Source organism: Halorientalis pallida, from assembly GCF_049605515.1.
Taxonomy (GTDB): Archaea; Halobacteriota; Halobacteria; order Halobacteriales; family Haloarculaceae; genus Halorientalis; species Halorientalis pallida_A.
Genome location: NZ_CP187158.1, coordinates 1,854,209 through 1,870,921 on the forward strand (window position 1 = coordinate 1,854,209; position 16,713 = coordinate 1,870,921).

A 16,713-nucleotide genomic window follows, 5' to 3' on the forward strand; every position below is an offset into this window, starting at 1 on the left:
GGTCACTCCCGGAGCACGGTCCGAACGGCGTCGGTCATGGCGTTCACACGAGCGGCGTGCTCGTAGGATTCCTCGCGGATACCGTTGGTAACGTACGCGAAGCCGACGCCGGTGTCGGGATCACCCCAGCCGAAGACGCTCCCGAGACCGGCGTGTCCGAACAGTCGCTCGTCGCTGATCGTCCCGAACATGTCTGCCGGGTGGCCACCCTTCCAGAACCCCAGGGCGTACCGCATCGGTCGCCCGAGCGTGCCGTCGTCTTCGGTCTCGGCCTGCACTGCCAGCGCGTCCTCGACCGTCTCGGCATCGAGGATGCGCGTCCCGTCGAGTTCGCCGCCGTTCGCGATGGTCGCGTAGAATCGCGCCATATCCCGGGCCGTCCCCATCCCGGTCGCTGCGGGTACCACCGCCCGTCTGATGGCCGGGTCGTTGAACGCGGCGGCCGCCTCGGCTGGCGGGTCACCGAGCCCTTCCGCCGGATCGCGACAGCGGTCGAAGACGGAAAATCCCGACAGCGTTGCGACCGAATCCGGGGCCTCGCCGTCACGGAGGCCGATGCTCGTGTCGGTCATGCCCAGCGGTTCGAAAAGCTCCGTTTCGACGAACTCGGCGACCGGGTCACCGCTGACGCGGCGAATCAGTTCGCCGACCAGCCAGCCGTAGTTGAGCGAGTGATAGGCGGCCCGCTCGCCCGGTGGAAAGACCGGATCGATCTCCTCCATCGCCCTGACCACTTCGTCCCAGTCGCCCCAGAGATCCGGCCGCTCGTCGAACTCACCGAACGGGATGCCCGACTGATGGCTGAGTACGTGCCGAACGGTGATCGCCGCTTTCTCGCTCCCGGCCTCGGCGAACTCGGGCCAGTGATCGACGACGCGGTCGTCGTAGTCCAACGCACCGTCCTCGACCAGCCGGTGAAGTGCGACGCCGACGTACGGTTTCGTGCAGGAAAACAGGACGTGGCGTCGGGTCGGTGTCGTCTCCTGCCCGTCCGGATCCGTCCCACCGGCGAAGTCGACTGCGAGGTCACCGTCGACGTACACCGCAAGCTGTGCCCCATCGTGAAGTCCGACCGACAGATGCCGGTCGAAGACCGCCCGCAGTCGACGCTCGTCGTCGTCCGTGAGCCGTGGCATGACATCCGTTATCGTACCGGTGGGTATTGACCGTTTCCCCGGATGGAAGCGACCGAACCCACGTTTCCACGAAGGAAATAAGTTCCCCGGCGGAGTGGTCCCGCATATGCCCGACGCAGGCCGCGAGACGGAGTACACCGAATCGAACGTGCTCGACGTGTTCACGTCACGCGAGGACTACGCGGAGCCACTGACGGCGACGGAGATCGCCGACCGACTCGGCTGTTCGCGCCGGACGGCACTGAACAAGCTCCACGCCCTGTCGGAGAAGACCGACGTGACGAGCAAGAAGGTCGGTGGTCGGAGCCGCGTCTGGTGGATTCCGGTTCACGTCGACGACTAGAAATCGGCACCGGCGTCCGCGCCCGTCTCAGTGCACCCAGAGTCCGTGGTCACTCCGGGCGTGCTCCAGCAGTTCTTCCGTGGTGTCGAACTGCTCACCACAGCCACACGAGTGGTAGGCCATCGAGTGTTGGCGTGTCGCCATACGAGGTGACAAACGATACGAAACGTATTAATTGTTTGTACGGTACGGCACGCTCACTCACACACGTCGTCGAGGCCCCACTCGGCCGCGCGTTCCCGGGCTTCCTCGCGGGCCTGCTCGCGGATCGCCTCGATCTTTCCCTCGTCCTCCAGGAAGGCCTCGACGGCGCTCTGCTGGGCCGGTTCGTCGCCGTCGGACCCACCACCGGGTGCCTCCCGAACGCGGTCGTCGGGGGCGCGAGTCCGCGTCCGGGCCGCGAGGTCGGGGTCGCCCGCGAGGCGCTCGGCGGGCATCCCGGGCGGCACGCGGAGCGCGGGCGTGTCGTGGAGGTCGGCGAGGACGGCGGCCGGGAGTGAGACCAGTTCCAGCCGGTAGGGGCCGGGAACCGCCAGATCGGCGAGCGCGGGTGGACCGCCCCGGTCGGTCTCGGTGTGGTAGGCCAGCACCGGCACGCCGTCGGCGAAGGTGAGGACGCCGCGTGCGTCGGCGGCCAGAAGCAGCGTCTCCTGTGGCTCCAGCACGGCGTAGCCGGTGAGATCGCGGTCGAGGGCGGCCGCGAGCGCCGACCCGGGGTCGTCGACGACCCGCGAGTGGACCAGCCGACCGCTGGGGAGTTTCATCGTGGCTCCGGGATGACGGCGCTACGAAAGCGGTCGGCCACGTCGTCGGCCGCGCCCGAGCGCACGTCGAGGTCGCGGGCGGCCCCGCGGTAGGCCTCGGCGGCCTCGGCGGCAGGCGCGTACGCGAGCAGCGGCTCGCCAGCACGCCGAGCCTCCCGGGCCGCGTCGCTGTCGGGCACGGTCGCCAGCGTCGGCCCGTCGAAGTACCGCCGGGACTTCTCGGCGACCGACTGCACGTCGTCGGGGTCGGTCACCTTGTTGAAGATCGTCCCCGCCGTCTCGGTCCCGTAGGAGTGGGCGTACTCCTGAACTTTGAGGCCGTCCGAGAGCGCGGGGATGGTGGGCTGGAGGACGACCACCACCCGGTCGGCCAGGACGATGGGCAGGACGGCGGACTTCGAGCCCAGCGTCGCGGGCGAGTCGAGCAAGATTACGTCGGTGTCGACCGCCAGCGTCGCGACCACGTCGCGCAGGCGCTCCGGTTCGGCCGCCTCGAAGCCCGCCAGACTCGTCCCGCAGGGGACGACGGACATCCCGAACCGGTCGTAGACGGCGTCCTCGACCGGTGCGCCGCCCTCGACCAGTACGTCGTGCAGCGTCGTGTCGACCGACGAGAGCCCGGCGTGAAAGAGCAGGTTCGCCATGCCCGTGTCCGCGTCGATCACCGTCACGTCGTACTCCTCAGCCAGCGCCATCCCCAGCGCGAGCGTACTGGTGGTCTTGCCCGTCCCCCCTTTCCCGCTCGCGACCGCGAACGCCTCGACCATTACGCGAGGATGGTCGCGGTTTCGCCCTTAAATTTACGGGTCGACCGTCGACCCAGCGGGCGAGTCCGGAGTATCCCGACCACGCGGCCCCGGGCGGCCGTATCGCAGTCTCCGAGTTTTCTCGATCTCGTTTCGCACTCTTGGTGACGGAAAATTAATACTGTAGGACAGAGATGATCTGACGAATGACACGGCAGCAGGTGCCGCGGCGGGGTGAGTAGTGTGCTCACCGCCGTCGTCCTCCATTTCGGCTTGCTCGCTCTCTCGGGAGCCACGACCGGTGGGCTCGCGGTGTACGCCTGGGGTCGCCGGGCCGAGCCGGGCGCTCGCGAGTTCACCGCGCTGATGGGCGTCCTGACGGCCTATACCGTCACGCACGGAGTGGGACTGCTCGTCACCGACCGGGGGCTCCGGATCGCGATGGAGAACGTCCAGTGGATCGCGACGCTGTCGGCTCCGGTCTGCTGGCTCGTCTTCGCGCTCGCGTACACCGGCTACGAGGAGTTCGTCACGCCTCGCTCGGTCGGCACGCTGGCTGTGTTCCCGGTCGCCGCGAGCCTGCTGATCTGGACGAACGGCGTCCACGGTCTGGTCTGGCCGGCCAACGAGGTCGTCGTCACGCAGGGACTGTCGCTGATGGACCAGCAGTTCGGTCCCGGCTTCCACGTCATCGAGGCCTACGTCTTCGGTCTGACCGGCATCGGCGCGCTCCTCTTGCTCCGCCTCGTCGTCCGCTCGGATTACCTCTATGCCGACCAGTCGGCCCTGCTTGTCGTCGGCATCGCCGCACTGGTACTGGCGGGCGTCCTCTCGACCACTGCGGCGTCGCCGCTGCCCGGCCCACGGCTCGACCTGGTGCCCTACGCCGGCGGCATCACCGGTGCCACGTTCGGCTACGCGCTCTTTCGCCACCGGCTGTTCGACATCGTGCCCGCGACGCGACAGCTGGGCCGAAAGGCCGCGCTGAGCGACTTCGAGGACGCGGTCGTCATCCTCGACGCCCAGCGGCGCGTGGTCTACTGCAACCCCGCGGGCGGCGACCTGTTCGACTGTGAACCGCGTGCGGCGCTGGGCGACCACATCGACCGGCTGGTCGACACCGACGCGGTCGACTTCGACACCGAGGACGCACTGGGCGAACTCCAGCTGGGCGACAGCACCTACGAGGTTCGCACCTCACCCATCACCGACCGCGAGGGACGGGATATCGGGCACACCGTGATCTTCTCTGACATCACGGGGCGGAAAGCCCGCGAGGAACGGCTCCGTCGCCAGCGCGACGAACTCGAAGAACTGGACCGGATCAACGCGCTCATCCGCGACGTGAATCAGGCGCTGGTCGGCGCGACCACCCGCGAGGAGATCGCCAGCGCCGTCTGTGGCCGACTCGTCGAGGGCGACCAGTACGGGGGCGTCTGGATGGGTGACCGCCCGGCCGACGCGCCCGACGAACTGTACACGTATCACGCGACCGACGGCGGCAGACCGGTCGAGGAGGCCGATGCCGGGCCCGACGGCGCATCGACCGACGAGGACGGGCACCCGGATATCCTGCCCGACGGGCCGGACGCGGCCACGCCCGCGGCGACGGCCTGGACCGACGGCGACGCCGCCGACGCGCGCCACGGCACCGTCGTCCCCCTCTCGTTCGAGCGGACCGTCTACGGCGCGCTGGCGCTGACGACCGACCGCGAGGACGGCTTCGACGAGCGGGAACTGGACGTGCTCGACGAACTCGGCGAGATCGTCGGCCACGCCATCGACGCGACCGCCAGCCGCCGACTCCTGACCGCCGACGGCGTCATCGAACTGGAGTTCGTCGCGAGCCGCGACCCCGCCTTCGTCCCCGCCGCCGAGCGCGACTGTACGGTTACCCTCGACGGCATCGTCCTCGCGGCGGCCGATCGGCTCGTCGTCTACCAGCGAATCGACGGCGAAGACCCCGCAGACGCCGCGGCCTTGCTCGCCGACGAATCCGGCATCGCCGACGCCGAGGTACTCGAACGCGGCGACGACGGCGGGGTCGTCGAGTGTACGGTCGCCGCCGAGTCACTGCTGGTCCCGCTGGTCAAACACGGCGCGAACGTCCGCTTCGCCCGCGCCGAGGACGGCGTCCGGGTCGCCGCCGAAGTCGCCCCCGACGTGGACGTGCGGTCAGTCGTCGACCGCGTCCAGAGCGTCCAGCCCGACGCCGACCTGGTGGCCAAGCGCGAACTCGATCAGCCGCTGGACGAACACGGCGGCGACGGTCTGGACCCCGACCTGACCGACCGGCAGGCCCAGGCACTGGAAGTCGCATACCGGGCCGGTTACTTCGAGTGGCCCCGCGAGCACAACGCCGAGGAGGTCGCAGAGCGCATGGACATCACCTCCGCGACCTTCCACAACCACCTCCGGAAGGCCGAACAGACGCTCATCTCGGCATTCTTCGAGGCCAGCGACGACGACCGCGCCTAGAGATCGAGCGACGACAGATCGACGTACTCACCGAGCAGCGCCGCCGCCCGGTCCGCGGCCGCGTCGATGCCGCCCGGAGCAGTGCCGGCGGTCCCGGTCGCGCTCCCGTCCCCGCTCGGCCGGTCTCGATCCGCGGCCGCGAACACCGACTCGACGAACGCCTCCCGCGCAGTCGGGTTCTCGAACAGACCGTGGAGGTAGGTTCCAAGCACGCGGTCGGTCGCGGCACCGTCGGGTTCGCGACCCTCCTCGCCGGGGAAGGGACGCTCGGCCGCGCCGGTCAGCCGCGTCCGTCCCATGTGGATCTCGTAGCCCGTGACCCGGCCCGAAGCTCCCGAAAGCGGGCCGACGCCGCGCAGCGCCCGTGTCACCGGCTCGACCTGCTTGTCGGCCTCGAACCGCGTCTCGACCGGCAACAGACCGAACCCGTCCAGCGCGTCGAGGTCGTCGGTGCTCTCGACGCTCGCGTTCGTGATCCGCTCGCCGAGGAGCTGGTAGCCGCCACAGAGGCCGACGACCGGCCCGTCGAACGCCGACAGTTCCGCGCCGAAGCCGGCCTCGCGGAGCGCGCGCAGGTCGTCGACCGTGTTCTTCGTCCCCGGCAGGACGACGGCATCTACCGCCTGGAGGGCGGCGTCGAGTGGCAGGTACGCCACCCGGACGCCCGGCTCGCGGGTCAGCGGCTCCAGGTCGGTCATGTTCGAGGCCCGGGGGAGCCGCGGGACCCCGACGGTCACGGACTGCTCGTCGGGAACCCCGTCGTCGCCGTGGACGGCCCGCTCGCCGACCGGCGGGAGCGACACGCTGTCCTCCTCGGGCAGGCCCGGGTCGTCGTACGGGAGGACGCCGAGGATCGGCACGCCGGTCCGCTCCTCGAACTCGGCGATGCCCGGGTCGAGCAGCGAGCGGTCGCCACGGAACTTCGTGATCACCGCGCCGATTACCTGCTCGCGCAGGTCCGCGGGCATCAGCTCGATGGTGCCCACGAGGGAAGCGAACACGCCGCCGCGTTCGATGTCCGCGACGAGGAGTATGTCGGCGGAGGCGAACCGGGCCGTCTCGACGTTTGCCAGATCCCGGTCCCGGAGGTTCGGTTCGGCGACGGAGCCCGCCCCCTCGGCGACGATCACGTCGTGGTCGGCGGCGAGCCTGGCGTGGGACTCGCGGGCGGCCGCGAGCGCGTCGTCCCAGTGGTCGTCGTAGTACTCGCCGGCGCTGTAGTGGGCGACGGCCTCGCCCTGCAGGATCAACTGGGACTCGCCGTCGCCGCGGGGCTTCAGGAGGACGGGATTGTGGTCGGTCGTCGCGGGGATGCGTGCGGCGCGGGCCTGGACGTACTGGGAGACGCCGATCTCGCCGGTCGTGCCGTCGGGGTCGGCCACCGCCCGGGCGTTGTTGCTCATGTTCTGGGCCTTGTAGGGAGCCACGTCGACGCCGCGGTCCGCGAGTAGTCGGCACAGGCCCGCGGCGACGGTACTCTTGCCGACGTGGCTGGCGGTGCCGGCGACGAGGATCGTCCGCGCCATTCGGCCGTGCTTGGGCGGGCCGGCACACGAGTCTTCCGGGCCAGTACTGGCTGCGGACCGCCGCCTACATGTCGACAGGTCCCGTCGGGTCCGACGATGACACACGCGAGCGTTCGGGAGCGCCGCCCAGAGAGGAGGGGATGGCTGTCGCTGCTGTAGCCATCGACTTCCTGCTCGTCGGTGTTGCCGTCGTCGCGCTGTGGGTCGGCGGTCTCCGGTTCGTCGAGTCCGCCTCGACCCTCGCTCGACGGCTGGGCGTCTCCGACCTCGTGATCGGACTGACGGTCGTCGGCTTCGGGACATCCCTCCCGGAGATCGCGGTGACGCTCGACGCGGCGGTCGTCGGCCGGGCCGACATCGCGGTCGCGAACGTCATTGGCTCGAACATCGTCAACCTGGGGTTCGTCCTGGGTGGCGTGGCACTGCTCGGACCGGTCGTCGCCTCGCGGACACTCGTCCGACGGGACGGGACCGTCGTCGTCGCGAGTGCGGTTCTCTGTGGGCTGGTGTGCCGGGATCTGACGGTGACGCGGGTCGAGGGAGCCCTGCTGGTCGCGGCGTTTCTCGGCTACATGCTCGCGGTCGTTCGCGGCGACGAGCCCGGCGAGACCGTCGCGGCGGCGGTCGAGACGGTGACGGTTCGGCTCGTGCTGACCGCGGCCGTCGGTCTCGCGCTGATCGTCCTCGGCGCGAACCTGCTGGTCGGGTCGGCGGCCGACCTCGCGCGGGTGGCCGGCCTCAGCGAGTGGGTGATCGGCGAGACTATCGTCGCCGTGGGAACCTCGACACCGGAGTTCGTGGCGTCGCTCGTGGCCGCCCGCCGCGGCCTGGGTGACGTGGCCGCCGGCAACCTGCTGGGCAGTTGCGTGTTCAACGCGCTTGGAATCCTCGGCCTGGCCGGCTTGCTCGTGCCACTCACCGTCGCGGCGGCGGCCGCGACGAGCGTCCTCTGGTTGATCGGCCTCTGTGTCCTCGTGATCGCGCTGTTCGCGACCGGGGGCGAACTCTCGCGTGGTGAGGGGGTCCCGCTGGTCCTCGTAGCCGTCGCCAAGTGGATCGTTGATCTCGTCTGAGGAGCGTGTGACTGTGGTGGGGAGCGCGTGTCGCGCCCGTCCGCCACGACACTGGAGCGGAGGGGGCGGGTAATGTGTCTTGTGGTGGTCGTTCGCCGCGCGTCAGACAGCCGTCCGTCGGTTTTCAGAACTCCGTCCCCTTCCGGGCCCCCTGGCCCGCCTCGATGGGGTGGCGCTCCTTCCCGACCTCGGTGACCAGGTCGGCGCGCTCGGTGATGTACTCGGGCCGGTCGTGGCCACCCGTCAGGACGAGTTCCAGATCCCCGGGTTTGTCCTCGATCAGTCCGATCACGTCCTCGGGGTCGATCAGGCCCCTGTTGGCTGCGTACAGCACTTCGTCGAGGACGAGCATGTGGACGCCCGCCGCGGGGTCGCCGTCGAGCGGGAGCGGTTCGTCCAGGTCGGCCTCGCCGGCACCCTCGATCAACTCCCGGGCCCGTGCGAGTGCGCCCTTCGCGCGGGCGTCGTGTTCGTCGTCGTCGCTGCCGTCCATGAACCCGTGCCAGCCGTAGTGACCGGCGTTCTCGTAGGAGAGGCCGGGCATCGCGGCCATCGCGTTGTACTCGCCGCGCACGTCTTCGACTGTGCCAGTCCCGCCTTTCATGAACTGGAGGACGTGGACGCGGTAGCCGTGGCCGGCGGCCCGGAAGGCCATCCCGAGCGCCGCGGTGGTCTTGCCCTTGCCGTCGCCCCACCAGACCTGTACGAGGCCGAACTCCTCGGGCGCGCTCGGCTCGATCTCCTGAGGGCCGAGCGGGTCGTCGGTCGCATCCGTCTCGTCTGTCATACCCGTCCTCCGGACGCGGGGACTGTATCACTCCCGGTCCGTCGGCTCGAAGACGGTGGCTCGCTGGTCGGTCCGGACGCCGTGGTCGGCGTCGGCCACGTCCCCGGGGATCTCGCGGTCGGTGTATCGTGAGTCGAGGCTCGCCCGGACGGCGTCGCGGACGCAGGCCCGGGTCGCCGCGCCGACGGGCGTCCCACTGCCCGCGAAGTCGGCTGATTCGCCGTCCCGGTGGCAACCCACCACCACGGCGTCGGAGGTAGTACCAGTAAAGCCCGTCAGGGACTGGAGGGTCGCAGTCTTGGCCTCGACGGCGGTCGCGAGCAGGGTCGCCAGCGCGCCGCGGTCGAGCGCGCGTGTGGTCCCCACGAGCAGGTTGACCGTCCCGGTTTCGCGGTCGGCGGTCGTGGCCCCGGCCTCGTCGTCGCTCGCCGCCGCGTCCGGGTCCATCCGGAGCGCGGCCGGGTTCGAGAGTCCCGCCGTGGCGACGACGGTCACGGGCCCAGCGCGGGCACCGCGGGCGTGTCCGAGGTCGACGCCGGTCAGCAGGGCTGGCCCCTCGCGCTCGAATCCGGCCCGCTCGCGACGCTCGGTGACGTAGCTATCGAGATCGGTTCGGTCGAATCCCTCGGGGACGGAGACATTGTAGGCGGCCGGTGCAGTTCGAAAGCCACCGCCAGGTCCCGTGGCGAGCCAGCGGTCCGGGCCCGAGACCCGGAGGACGCCGTCGGCAACGATCGTGTTCATATACCGAGCGCGGCGAGCAGGCGGTCGTTCTCGGCGGGCATCCGCACGGCCACCCGGAAGTGCGAGTCCAGGCCGCGGAAGGTCCGGGCGTCCCGGATCGCGATGTCGTGGTCGCGGGCCTCGGCGATGGCCGCGTCGACGGCCTCGCTCGACCCGGCGTCACAGAGGAGGAAGGGGGCGTCCGACTCGAACACGTCGAAGCGGTCGCCGAGTCGCGCGGCCATCCTGGGGCGTTCGCGGGCGATCCGCTGGCGCGTCTCGGCGACGAATTCGGTCTGTCGCATGCAGTAGGCACCGACGGCGGCGGCGGGTTCGGACAGCGACCAGGTGAGCCGCGCGGCCGCGAGCCGTTCGCGGAGCTGGCCCGTCGCGACCGCGAACCCGGCGCGAAGGCCGGGGAGGCCGAACATCTTGGTGAGCGAACGGGCGACGATCACGCCCTCGGCCCCCGCGAGCGACGGGTGGTCGGTGAAATCGAGGAAGGCTTCGTCGACGAGCAAGACGGTCTCCGCCCGGCGACAGCGGTCGGCGTACTCGCGGAGGCGGGCGGGGTCGTAGGCCTCGCCCGTGGGATTGTTCGGGTTACAGACTGCGACCATCGCGTGGTCGGCCGGGTCGGCGTCGAGCAGTTCGTCGTGGGGGACGAACTCGGGCTCGCCGCCCTGGAGGCGAACCTCGCGGGCGTACTCGCTGAACGACGGCGCGGGTACGAGGACCGACTCGCCGGAGTGGACGACCGTGCCCATGGCGAGTCGGATGGCCGCGAGTCCGCCCGCAGTCGGGATCACGGACTCGGGCTCACAGCCGACGTACTCGCCCGCAGGCACGCGGAACGCGGAGTAGTCGTCGGCGGGGTACTCGCGTGCGGTCGGGAGTGCGGTCTCGTAGATCCGCGGGACGGCCTCGGGGTACCGGGGGTTGGTGTTGGCGCTGAAATCGAGTACCTGCCGGTCGTCCGAACTCCCGTGTGGGACCCGCGCATCGTCCGCGACCGGGTCGTCGTCGTCGGACCCGCCCGAGAGCAGGGAGTCTACCGCGTCGGGATCCATCGCCAGTACCCAGTGTCTCCGGTCGAAATATACTTTTCATTCTTTCGGCTGGCCGAGCCGTGCAGCCAACCACCCCGCCACGGCCCCGTCGCCCCGGCGGTTGACGTTGACCGCCAGCCGCGCCGCCGACGTGACCCACACCGTCCCATCGTCGCCACCCACGACGTTCAGCCCCGTCGGCGCGAGTTCTCGACCCCGTTCGTCGAAGGTCGTGTCGACGCTCACCCCCAGTCGCCGTTTCAGGTCCGCGGGAACCGCGACGGTCAGCGAGTCCGCCGAGGAGTTCCGGGCGGCCTCGCAGGCCTCGTCGACCAGCGCGGGCGAGAGCAGGGGGAGGTCGGCCACGCAGGTCACCGCCGGGCGGGAGAGCGTCGAGAGTGCCGCGTCCAGATCCGCGACGTACCCCTCGCCGGGCGTCTCGACGACGGCGACGCCGCACTCGCGGAGGTGGGCCGCCGTCTCGGGCGTGTGTGGCGACACTGCCGCGACGACCGACTCGACTTCGCTTCCCGCGAGCGCGTCGTGGGCGCGGTCGACCATGGGCCGGCCGGCGACCCGGTACATGGGTTTCTCGACCGGCGCGTCGAGGCGGGTTCCGCGGCCGCCACACATCAGGAGAGCGTCCACGCGATCACCCCCGCGTGGAGCGCGACGACGCGCGCGAGTTCGTTGGCCGCGCCGAACACGTCGCCGTTGACCCCGCCGAGGCGAGCCTCGGCCCAGCGCCAGCACGCGAGCGTCGTGAGGACGCCCGCGCCCAGCGCGACTGCGGCGGCCGGCGACGGGAGAGTCAGGACCGCGGCGGGCGCGGCCAGCAGGACTGGCACGAGCAGGTCCCGGCCGCCGGAGACGCGGGTCAGCTGTGCGCCGAGGCCGTCGGCGGGCGCGGTCCCGAGACCGGCGAGCAGGGCCATCCCGAGTTTCGCGCCCACCTCGGCGGCGACGACGACGCCGAGCGCCGCGAGCGCCGGCAGACCCGCGAGCGCGGCCCCGGCGGCGACCAGCGCCGCCACGAGGAGAGCGAGCGCGAGCGTCCCGCCGACGCCGACCGCGCTGTCTTTCAGGACCCGCCGCCGGGCCGCGATGGGGTCCTCGCCGCCGTGGACGACGGCGGCGTCCCCCACGTCCGCCACGCCGTCTGCGTGGTTGATCCCCGTGAGTGCGACCAGGCCGAGCGGAAAGAGGACGGCCGCTGTCGCGACCGGAAGCGGGAGCAAGACGGGGACAGCGGCGAGCGCGCCGACGAGGTAGCCGACAGGGACGAACGCCGCGGGCGTCCGCCGGAAGGCGTCCCAGGCCCGCCGGTCGGTGCCGACCGGCAGCTGCGTGAGAAAGCCCAGCGACCCGCGGCCAGCGGCGACGACCCGAGCGGGGGACGAATCGGGCGGGTCGGTCGGCTCGGCGGTCGCCCCCGTTCCCGCCGAGGGACCGTCGTGTGACGAGTCCGACGCGGTGTCGTCGGACGTGTCGTCACGCGTCACACTGTCGTCGGACACGTCAGCGCACCTCCGGGAGGACGACCAGCGCGGCCGTGAGCGCGTACGCGAGCCCGCCCGCGACGGCGACGGTCCGGACGGCCGCCCGGGCGTCCTCGACCGTGGGCAGGTGCGCGTCGGCGTTGAGGACGTACACGTCCGGTTTTTCCAGCCGCACGTCGAGACTCGCCGCGAGCGCCCCCATCGGCCAGCCGGAGTTCGGCGAGGGGACCGACCCGACCCAGCGCGACGCGCGGCGAGTCGCGGTCGGTGCGCCCGCCGCGGCCGCGAGCAACAGCGCACTCGCGCGGGCGGGGACCCACATCACCGCGTCGTCGAGTCGCGCCGGCCCCCAGCCGACGGGTTTCGAGCGATACCCCAGCATCGAGTCCATCGTGTTGACCGCCTTCACCCAGGCGGCCGCGGCCGCGCCGACCGCCGGGGAGAGCTGTGCGCCGACGGCGAACGCCAGCAGCGGCGCGACCAGCCCGTCGGCGAGGTTCTCGGCGGCGCTCTCAACGGCCGCGCTCCGGACCTGCCCGGCCGACAGCGCCGACGCGTCACGGCCCGCGAGCGCCCGCAGTTCCTCGCGTGCGAGCGTGAGGTCGCGCTCGGTCGCCTCGCTCACGTCTCTGACGGCAGACAGCAACCGGCGCAGGCTCGTGGTGACGAACAGCACCAGTCCCGCGACGGCCGCGCCCAGGAGCGGGGCCAGCGCCGTCGCAGCCGCGACGACGGCCCAGACGAGCGCCGCCGCGGCCAGCGGGAGCGCCAGCACACCGAGGATGCCGACCAGCCGCGGCGCGGGCCAGTCCCGGTCCAGCGGCCCGACCGCGCGGCCGAACCAGGCGACCGGATGGACGGGCGTCGGGAGTTCGGCGACCGCGGCGTCCAGGGCGAGCGCCAGCCCGACCGCGCCGGCGCTCAGCACGGCCCGCCCACCCCCGTCAGTCCCACGCCCGACCCTCCATGTATTCGGTGAACTCGGCGAGGGACACGTCCGCCAAGAGGACGTGGTTCGGGCCCGCCGCGTCGGGCGTGTCGGCCGCCGACTCGCGGTCGAGAACCCGCCCGTCCGTCCGCGGGTCGTCGCCGACGTGCCAGAGGTCGTCGAGGGGCACGTCCAGCGCCGTCGCCGCCGCCGTGAAGGCTCGGCGGTCGGGCTTGCGCCAGCCACAGCCGACGCTCGTGACCGTGGCGTCCAGCAGGTCCCGATCGACGGCCGAGCGCGTGAGGACGCGCGAGACCAGATGGGGGACGCTGCAGTTCGAGAGGACGCCGACCGGGCCGTGAGCCGCGGCCGCGCGGACGGCTTCGGCCGCGCCGTCCCGCGTCTCGACGCCGGGGTCGAACGCGGCGACGACGGCGCGTCTGATGGCCGTTCCGGGCGCGTCGACGCCGCGGCTGGCGAGGGCGGCGCTGACGTGAGCGGGCAGTGGCACCGCCGCGCCGTCGGGCGCGTCGATGTGTCGCTCACGGTAGGCGCTCGCCCAGTCGTCGGGCACGGCGACGCCCCTGTCTGACAGCGCCGTCGCGACCGCTGCCGCCGGGTCTGAGGACCGGTCGACGTCGACCAGCGTCCCGAAGAGATCGAACGAAACTGCCACGCGCGAATCCACCCGCGGCAGTTACTTCAACGGCGCGGTCATCCGACGACTACCAGTGACGAAGTGACGACCTACCGGTGCGAACGTCGCCGAGAAAACCTCTCGGATTCGGTATCTGTACCCGGGGCCACAGACTGCCGGGATACCAGCGCCGTCCCCCGGTTGAACGGTCGGGTGCATTCAATAGTGCGAGGTCCGTCATCCCGTGATATGACTGAGGCCCGAGGCCGGTATCCCCCCACCCCCACGACGACAGTGCGGTCTCGTACACACCCCTCGCGGGACACGAGGTGATCCGGATGGGTACGCTACTGCGGTTGAAGGAGTACCTGTCCCGCGAGCAGTCGGAGGGGTCCAAGTACGAGTGTCTCGCCTGTCACGCGACGTTCGAGCGACAACCACAGGTCTGCCCGGACTGTGGCGGCTACGACATCCGGTCGACGGAGTGGCTGGACAGCGGTGGCCGGCCACCCGAGAAGCGCGCGTAGTTCAGACCTGTTCCCTGAGTTCGATCTCGCCGTCGCTGTGGACGACGACGAGCAGCCCCTCGTAGTTGAAAGAGAGCGAGCCGTGGACCCCCGACTGCTCGGTCGTCGGCCCGAACACGTGGTCGAGCGCGTCCGGATCGACGTACTCGTCGAGCGGATCGAGCGCCGTGGGTTCGGCGTCTCTGACCGTTCCGACGGCTTCGAGAACGCGGATGCTCGGGTTCTGCGTCGTCGGGTCGTAGGAGGTCCGGTACGTTCCGGTCTCCGAATCGTACGTGACCTCCCTGTCGTCAGGGGGTGTCATAGCGGATCTAGCTGGTTCTGGGGGCGCCACGCGACGACAGAATCCTCTCGTTCCGAGGTTGTCCACCGGGCTATTTAATATGTCGTTCTTCGGTCAGACACCGCCACCGCCGGACGGGACGGATGGCGAAAATTGCAACTCGAATAAGAGTTATCATGTCAGAAGAACTGTAGTGGACACACGGATGGGAACCGAAGACACGGGTGGGTCACTCCCCAGTTCGATGCGGCACAGGCGAATCCTGGACGTTGCGCGGCAGAATCCCGAGGCGTCGGTCGACGACCTCGCGTCGATGGTCCCGAGCGCGACACCGGATCTGGTCGAACACGTCTTCGAGGAACACGGTGATCCCGCCGCCGACACCGACCCCTCGGACGCGTCGACCGGCGAGGAGACCGGGACAGCCGACGACACGGACTCGTCGGACGACCACGAGACGACCGACGCGGCCGACGAGCCGAGCGCTGAAACGGCGTCCGACGGCTACCCCGAGCCGAGCGATCTCTCGGAGAAACAGCGAGCGGTACTCGCGGTCGTCGCGGCCGAGCCGACGGCGACACAGCAGGAGATCGGCGAGCGCGTGGGCGTGTCGCGCGCGACCGTGAACAAGCGCGTGAACGGAATCGAGGGCTTCGAGTGGAGCGAACGCGAGTCGTTCGTCGACGCCGTCTTCGACGACCCGCCAGCGCCCGGCGTGACGACGGACGGCGGCTCCGCGACCGAGACACCCGCGACGGATACGGGTGAGCCGACACCGCCCGAGGCAGCGGACGACGACCCGCCGAGAGCCGAGATAGAGACCGCTCTCGACGACCTCCGGAAACGGATCGCGGCCCTCGAAGCGGCCCGCGACGACGGGGGCGAGGCCGCCGCGTTCGACGATCCGGACCTCGTCCACAAGGTCGTGCACGCGTGTCTGAACGCCGAGACGATCTCGGAGGACGAGGAGCTTCGGATTCTGAAGGCGCTTCTGGAGTGAGTGCCGCGAGAAGAATCCGCCCTCCCCGATTTGAACGGGGGGCAAGTCGATCTACAGTCGACTGCTCTACCAGTCTGAGCTAAGGGCGGACGCATCACAACGTAGGACCACTGTCGGACTTAACCGTTATCATTCGAGAATCGCCCGCGGGCCCGAGGCTCGTCGTCCCAGCGACTGACGACCGTCAGACGGTCGGGAAGATTGAAATACCTTGGCTGATTTGTGTATGACAGGCCGAATGAGCAAGATAACGTTCCGCGCGGACGACGAACTCATCGAGCAACTCGAGGAGTTCGACGCGTCGAAAAGCGAGGTCATGCGGGAGGCTCTCCGGACGTACCTCGACGGGGAGACCGACACCGCCCCCGAGGCTTCGACGTCGAGCGCGTCGGCGACGCCGACGGAAGACAGCCTCGACGACCTCGTGGCGGAACGTGTGGACGCGATGATCGCCGACCGGCTGGAGACGGCGTTTACGCCGCGCCAGCCACAGGATATCAACGTAAACATCGCTCTCGACGGCGATTCCACCGAATCCGACGACGTGAGCGTCGAGGAGCGTAAGACGCCCGCCGAGGAGAGCGAGGACGTGTCAGACGCGGCCGCGGACGAGCGTAACACGTGCCAGCAATGCGGCGAAGACCTGGGCGCTAACCACGTTTACTGCCCGAACTGCGGTGAGAAGGCGGCCCGCCGCGTCTTCTGTGAGTGCGGCGACGAGCTGCGCTCGGACTGGGCGTTCTGCCCCGGCTGTGGCCGCCGGACCCCGGCAGCGGACGTGTTAGACCAACCGTAACCCGCCGTAAACAGTGGTTAGGATGGCGTTTACTCCGTTAATACGCACTTGTCTTACGGTAGGGGAAACCTTTATAACCCAACAGTCTGATGTAAACCCTGCGTAAGACGGTGCGTCTTACACACCGGGCGCGGTGCACAACAATCGGCTGCCGTGGTGCGATTTCCGGTGTGTAAAACACTGGGGCGCGGTGACATACCCCCACCGTCTTACCCTAACAGGGGAACCAAAAATGGAGCGTGTGACACTACGGATTCCGAAACAGCAGATCGAAGAGGTCGAACGAATGGTCGATTCCGGGGAGTACCCGAACCGGAGCGAGGCCATACGGTCGGCCGTCCGCGACATGCTAAACGAACAGGAGGACTCCCGGGACTCCTCTGACAAACGCAAGCGGTCCTGGGCCAAGGTGTAGACG

The 16,713-nt window shown here is 70.1% G+C and carries 19 protein-coding genes and 1 tRNA gene; 7 read left to right on the plus strand and 13 right to left on the minus strand.

What is annotated here, in order from left to right:
* Positions 1–2: 2 nt before the first annotated feature.
* On the minus strand, positions 3–1,136 hold the full coding sequence (locus tag ACOZ4N_RS11055) for a serine hydrolase domain-containing protein (RefSeq protein ID WP_424016440.1): 1,134 nt from the start codon (positions 1,134–1,136) through the stop codon (positions 3–5).
* A gap of 106 nt (positions 1,137–1,242) precedes the next feature.
* Between ACOZ4N_RS11055 and ACOZ4N_RS11060 the strand changes: the two genes are divergently transcribed.
* Positions 1,243–1,479, plus strand: coding sequence for a helix-turn-helix domain-containing protein (locus ACOZ4N_RS11060; protein ID WP_424016441.1), 237 nt, complete (start codon positions 1,243–1,245; stop codon positions 1,477–1,479).
* A 197-nt stretch (positions 1,480–1,676) separates the two neighbouring features.
* Here the strand turns inward: ACOZ4N_RS11060 and ACOZ4N_RS11065 are convergent, their stop codons facing one another.
* Both ACOZ4N_RS11065 and ACOZ4N_RS11070 read right to left on the minus strand, forming a co-directional pair.
* Positions 1,677–2,243: a hypothetical protein gene (locus tag ACOZ4N_RS11065; RefSeq protein ID WP_424016442.1), complete on the minus strand. Its 567-nt coding sequence runs from the start codon at positions 2,241–2,243 to the stop codon at positions 1,677–1,679.
* Complete coding sequence (locus tag ACOZ4N_RS11070; protein ID WP_424016443.1) at positions 2,240–3,010, minus strand: AAA family ATPase; 771 nt, start codon at positions 3,008–3,010, stop codon at positions 2,240–2,242. The genes ACOZ4N_RS11065 and ACOZ4N_RS11070 overlap by 4 nt, the downstream gene beginning before the upstream one ends.
* A 213-nt stretch (positions 3,011–3,223) precedes the next feature.
* Between ACOZ4N_RS11070 and ACOZ4N_RS11075 the strand changes: the two genes are divergently transcribed.
* On the plus strand, positions 3,224–5,467 hold the full coding sequence (locus ACOZ4N_RS11075) for a histidine kinase N-terminal 7TM domain-containing protein (RefSeq protein ID WP_424016444.1): 2,244 nt from the start codon (positions 3,224–3,226) through the stop codon (positions 5,465–5,467).
* Here the strand turns inward: ACOZ4N_RS11075 and ACOZ4N_RS11080 are convergent.
* Positions 5,464–6,993 carry a cobyric acid synthase gene (locus ACOZ4N_RS11080; protein ID WP_424016445.1) on the minus strand — a complete coding sequence of 510 codons (1,530 nt, stop codon included), beginning with the start codon at positions 6,991–6,993 and terminating at the stop codon, positions 5,464–5,466. The two genes, ACOZ4N_RS11075 and ACOZ4N_RS11080, sit on opposite strands and share 4 nt — an antisense overlap.
* Positions 6,994–7,061: 68 nt before the next feature.
* On the opposite strand from ACOZ4N_RS11080, the gene ACOZ4N_RS11085 reads away from it, so the two are divergent.
* Entirely contained in the window at positions 7,062–8,066 is a 1,005-nt protein-coding gene (locus tag ACOZ4N_RS11085) for a calcium/sodium antiporter (RefSeq protein WP_424016446.1), read from the plus strand.
* A gap of 124 nt (positions 8,067–8,190) precedes the next feature.
* On the opposite strand, the gene ACOZ4N_RS11090 is transcribed toward ACOZ4N_RS11085, so the two are convergent.
* The 7 genes from ACOZ4N_RS11090 to ACOZ4N_RS11120 all read right to left on the minus strand — a co-directional run bounded on the left by ACOZ4N_RS11090 (position 8,191) and on the right by ACOZ4N_RS11120 (position 13,728).
* Positions 8,191–8,853, minus strand: a complete 663-nt coding sequence (locus tag ACOZ4N_RS11090; RefSeq protein ID WP_424016447.1) for a cob(I)yrinic acid a,c-diamide adenosyltransferase — start codon at positions 8,851–8,853, stop codon at positions 8,191–8,193.
* 27 nt (positions 8,854–8,880) lie between these two features.
* Positions 8,881–9,597, minus strand: a complete 717-nt coding sequence (locus ACOZ4N_RS11095) for an adenosylcobinamide amidohydrolase (RefSeq protein WP_424016448.1) — start codon at positions 9,595–9,597, stop codon at positions 8,881–8,883.
* On the minus strand, positions 9,594–10,646 hold the full coding sequence (cobD, locus tag ACOZ4N_RS11100; RefSeq protein WP_424016449.1) for a threonine-phosphate decarboxylase CobD: 1,053 nt from the start codon (positions 10,644–10,646) through the stop codon (positions 9,594–9,596). The genes ACOZ4N_RS11095 and cobD overlap by 4 nt, the downstream gene beginning before the upstream one ends.
* A gap of 36 nt (positions 10,647–10,682) precedes the next feature.
* Positions 10,683–11,258 carry an NTP transferase domain-containing protein gene (locus ACOZ4N_RS11105; protein ID WP_424019950.1) on the minus strand — a complete coding sequence of 192 codons (576 nt, stop codon included), beginning with the start codon at positions 11,256–11,258 and terminating at the stop codon, positions 10,683–10,685.
* Positions 11,258–11,986, minus strand: coding sequence for an adenosylcobinamide-GDP ribazoletransferase (gene cobS / locus ACOZ4N_RS11110; RefSeq protein ID WP_424019951.1), 729 nt, complete (start codon positions 11,984–11,986; stop codon positions 11,258–11,260). Before cobS ends, ACOZ4N_RS11105 begins: the two co-directional genes overlap by 1 nt.
* Positions 11,987–12,143: 157 nt before the next feature.
* A complete protein-coding gene (gene cbiB / locus ACOZ4N_RS11115) occupies positions 12,144–13,052 on the minus strand; it encodes an adenosylcobinamide-phosphate synthase CbiB (RefSeq protein ID WP_424016450.1) in 909 nt (302 codons plus the stop codon).
* Between the two features lie 16 nt (positions 13,053–13,068).
* Positions 13,069–13,728, minus strand: a complete 660-nt coding sequence (locus tag ACOZ4N_RS11120) for an HAD family hydrolase (RefSeq protein WP_424016451.1) — start codon at positions 13,726–13,728, stop codon at positions 13,069–13,071.
* A gap of 299 nt (positions 13,729–14,027) precedes the next feature.
* Between ACOZ4N_RS11120 and ACOZ4N_RS11125 the strand changes: the two genes are divergently transcribed.
* Complete coding sequence (locus ACOZ4N_RS11125) at positions 14,028–14,216, plus strand: hypothetical protein (protein WP_424016452.1); 189 nt, start codon at positions 14,028–14,030, stop codon at positions 14,214–14,216.
* Between the two features lies 1 nt (position 14,217).
* On the opposite strand, the gene ACOZ4N_RS11130 is transcribed toward ACOZ4N_RS11125, so the two are convergent.
* On the minus strand, positions 14,218–14,520 hold the full coding sequence (locus ACOZ4N_RS11130; protein ID WP_424016453.1) for a HalOD1 output domain-containing protein: 303 nt from the start codon (positions 14,518–14,520) through the stop codon (positions 14,218–14,220).
* 184 nt (positions 14,521–14,704) lie between these two features.
* Here ACOZ4N_RS11130 and ACOZ4N_RS11135 point away from each other — a divergent pair, with 184 nt between their 5' ends.
* Complete coding sequence (locus ACOZ4N_RS11135; RefSeq protein WP_424016454.1) at positions 14,705–15,499, plus strand: winged helix-turn-helix transcriptional regulator; 795 nt, start codon at positions 14,705–14,707, stop codon at positions 15,497–15,499.
* Between the two features lie 15 nt (positions 15,500–15,514).
* Here the strand turns inward: ACOZ4N_RS11135 and ACOZ4N_RS11140 are convergent.
* Positions 15,515–15,588 (minus strand) — tRNA-Tyr (locus tag ACOZ4N_RS11140).
* A gap of 149 nt (positions 15,589–15,737) precedes the next feature.
* Between ACOZ4N_RS11140 and ACOZ4N_RS11145 the strand changes: the two genes are divergently transcribed.
* Complete coding sequence (locus tag ACOZ4N_RS11145) at positions 15,738–16,295, plus strand: double zinc ribbon domain-containing protein (protein WP_424016455.1); 558 nt, start codon at positions 15,738–15,740, stop codon at positions 16,293–16,295.
* A 232-nt stretch (positions 16,296–16,527) separates the two neighbouring features.
* A complete protein-coding gene (locus tag ACOZ4N_RS11150; RefSeq protein WP_092662597.1) occupies positions 16,528–16,710 on the plus strand; it encodes a ribbon-helix-helix domain-containing protein in 183 nt (60 codons plus the stop codon).
* Positions 16,711–16,713: the final 3 nt, after the last annotated feature.

Coding starts and splice junctions, on each gene's coding strand:
- ACOZ4N_RS11055 (WP_424016440.1), bottom strand. CDS start 1,136: ATGCCACGGCTCACGGACGACGACGAGCGTCGACTGCGGGCGGTCTTC.
- ACOZ4N_RS11060 (WP_424016441.1), top strand. CDS start 1,243: ATGCCCGACGCAGGCCGCGAGACGGAGTACACCGAATCGAACGTGCTC.
- ACOZ4N_RS11065 (WP_424016442.1), bottom strand. CDS start 2,243: ATGAAACTCCCCAGCGGTCGGCTGGTCCACTCGCGGGTCGTCGACGAC.
- ACOZ4N_RS11070 (WP_424016443.1), bottom strand. CDS start 3,010: ATGGTCGAGGCGTTCGCGGTCGCGAGCGGGAAAGGGGGGACGGGCAAG.
- ACOZ4N_RS11080 (WP_424016445.1), bottom strand. CDS start 6,993: ATGGCGCGGACGATCCTCGTCGCCGGCACCGCCAGCCACGTCGGCAAG.
- ACOZ4N_RS11085 (WP_424016446.1), top strand. CDS start 7,062: ATGTCGACAGGTCCCGTCGGGTCCGACGATGACACACGCGAGCGTTCG.
- ACOZ4N_RS11090 (WP_424016447.1), bottom strand. CDS start 8,853: ATGACAGACGAGACGGATGCGACCGACGACCCGCTCGGCCCTCAGGAG.
- ACOZ4N_RS11095 (WP_424016448.1), bottom strand. CDS start 9,597: ATGAACACGATCGTTGCCGACGGCGTCCTCCGGGTCTCGGGCCCGGAC.
- cobD (WP_424016449.1), bottom strand. CDS start 10,646: ATGGATCCCGACGCGGTAGACTCCCTGCTCTCGGGCGGGTCCGACGAC.
- ACOZ4N_RS11105 (WP_424019950.1), bottom strand. CDS start 11,258: ATGTGTGGCGGCCGCGGAACCCGCCTCGACGCGCCGGTCGAGAAACCC.
- ACOZ4N_RS11125 (WP_424016452.1), top strand. CDS start 14,028: ATGGGTACGCTACTGCGGTTGAAGGAGTACCTGTCCCGCGAGCAGTCG.
- ACOZ4N_RS11130 (WP_424016453.1), bottom strand. CDS start 14,520: ATGACACCCCCTGACGACAGGGAGGTCACGTACGATTCGGAGACCGGA.
- ACOZ4N_RS11135 (WP_424016454.1), top strand. CDS start 14,705: ATGGGAACCGAAGACACGGGTGGGTCACTCCCCAGTTCGATGCGGCAC.
- ACOZ4N_RS11145 (WP_424016455.1), top strand. CDS start 15,738: ATGAGCAAGATAACGTTCCGCGCGGACGACGAACTCATCGAGCAACTC.
- ACOZ4N_RS11150 (WP_092662597.1), top strand. CDS start 16,528: ATGGAGCGTGTGACACTACGGATTCCGAAACAGCAGATCGAAGAGGTC.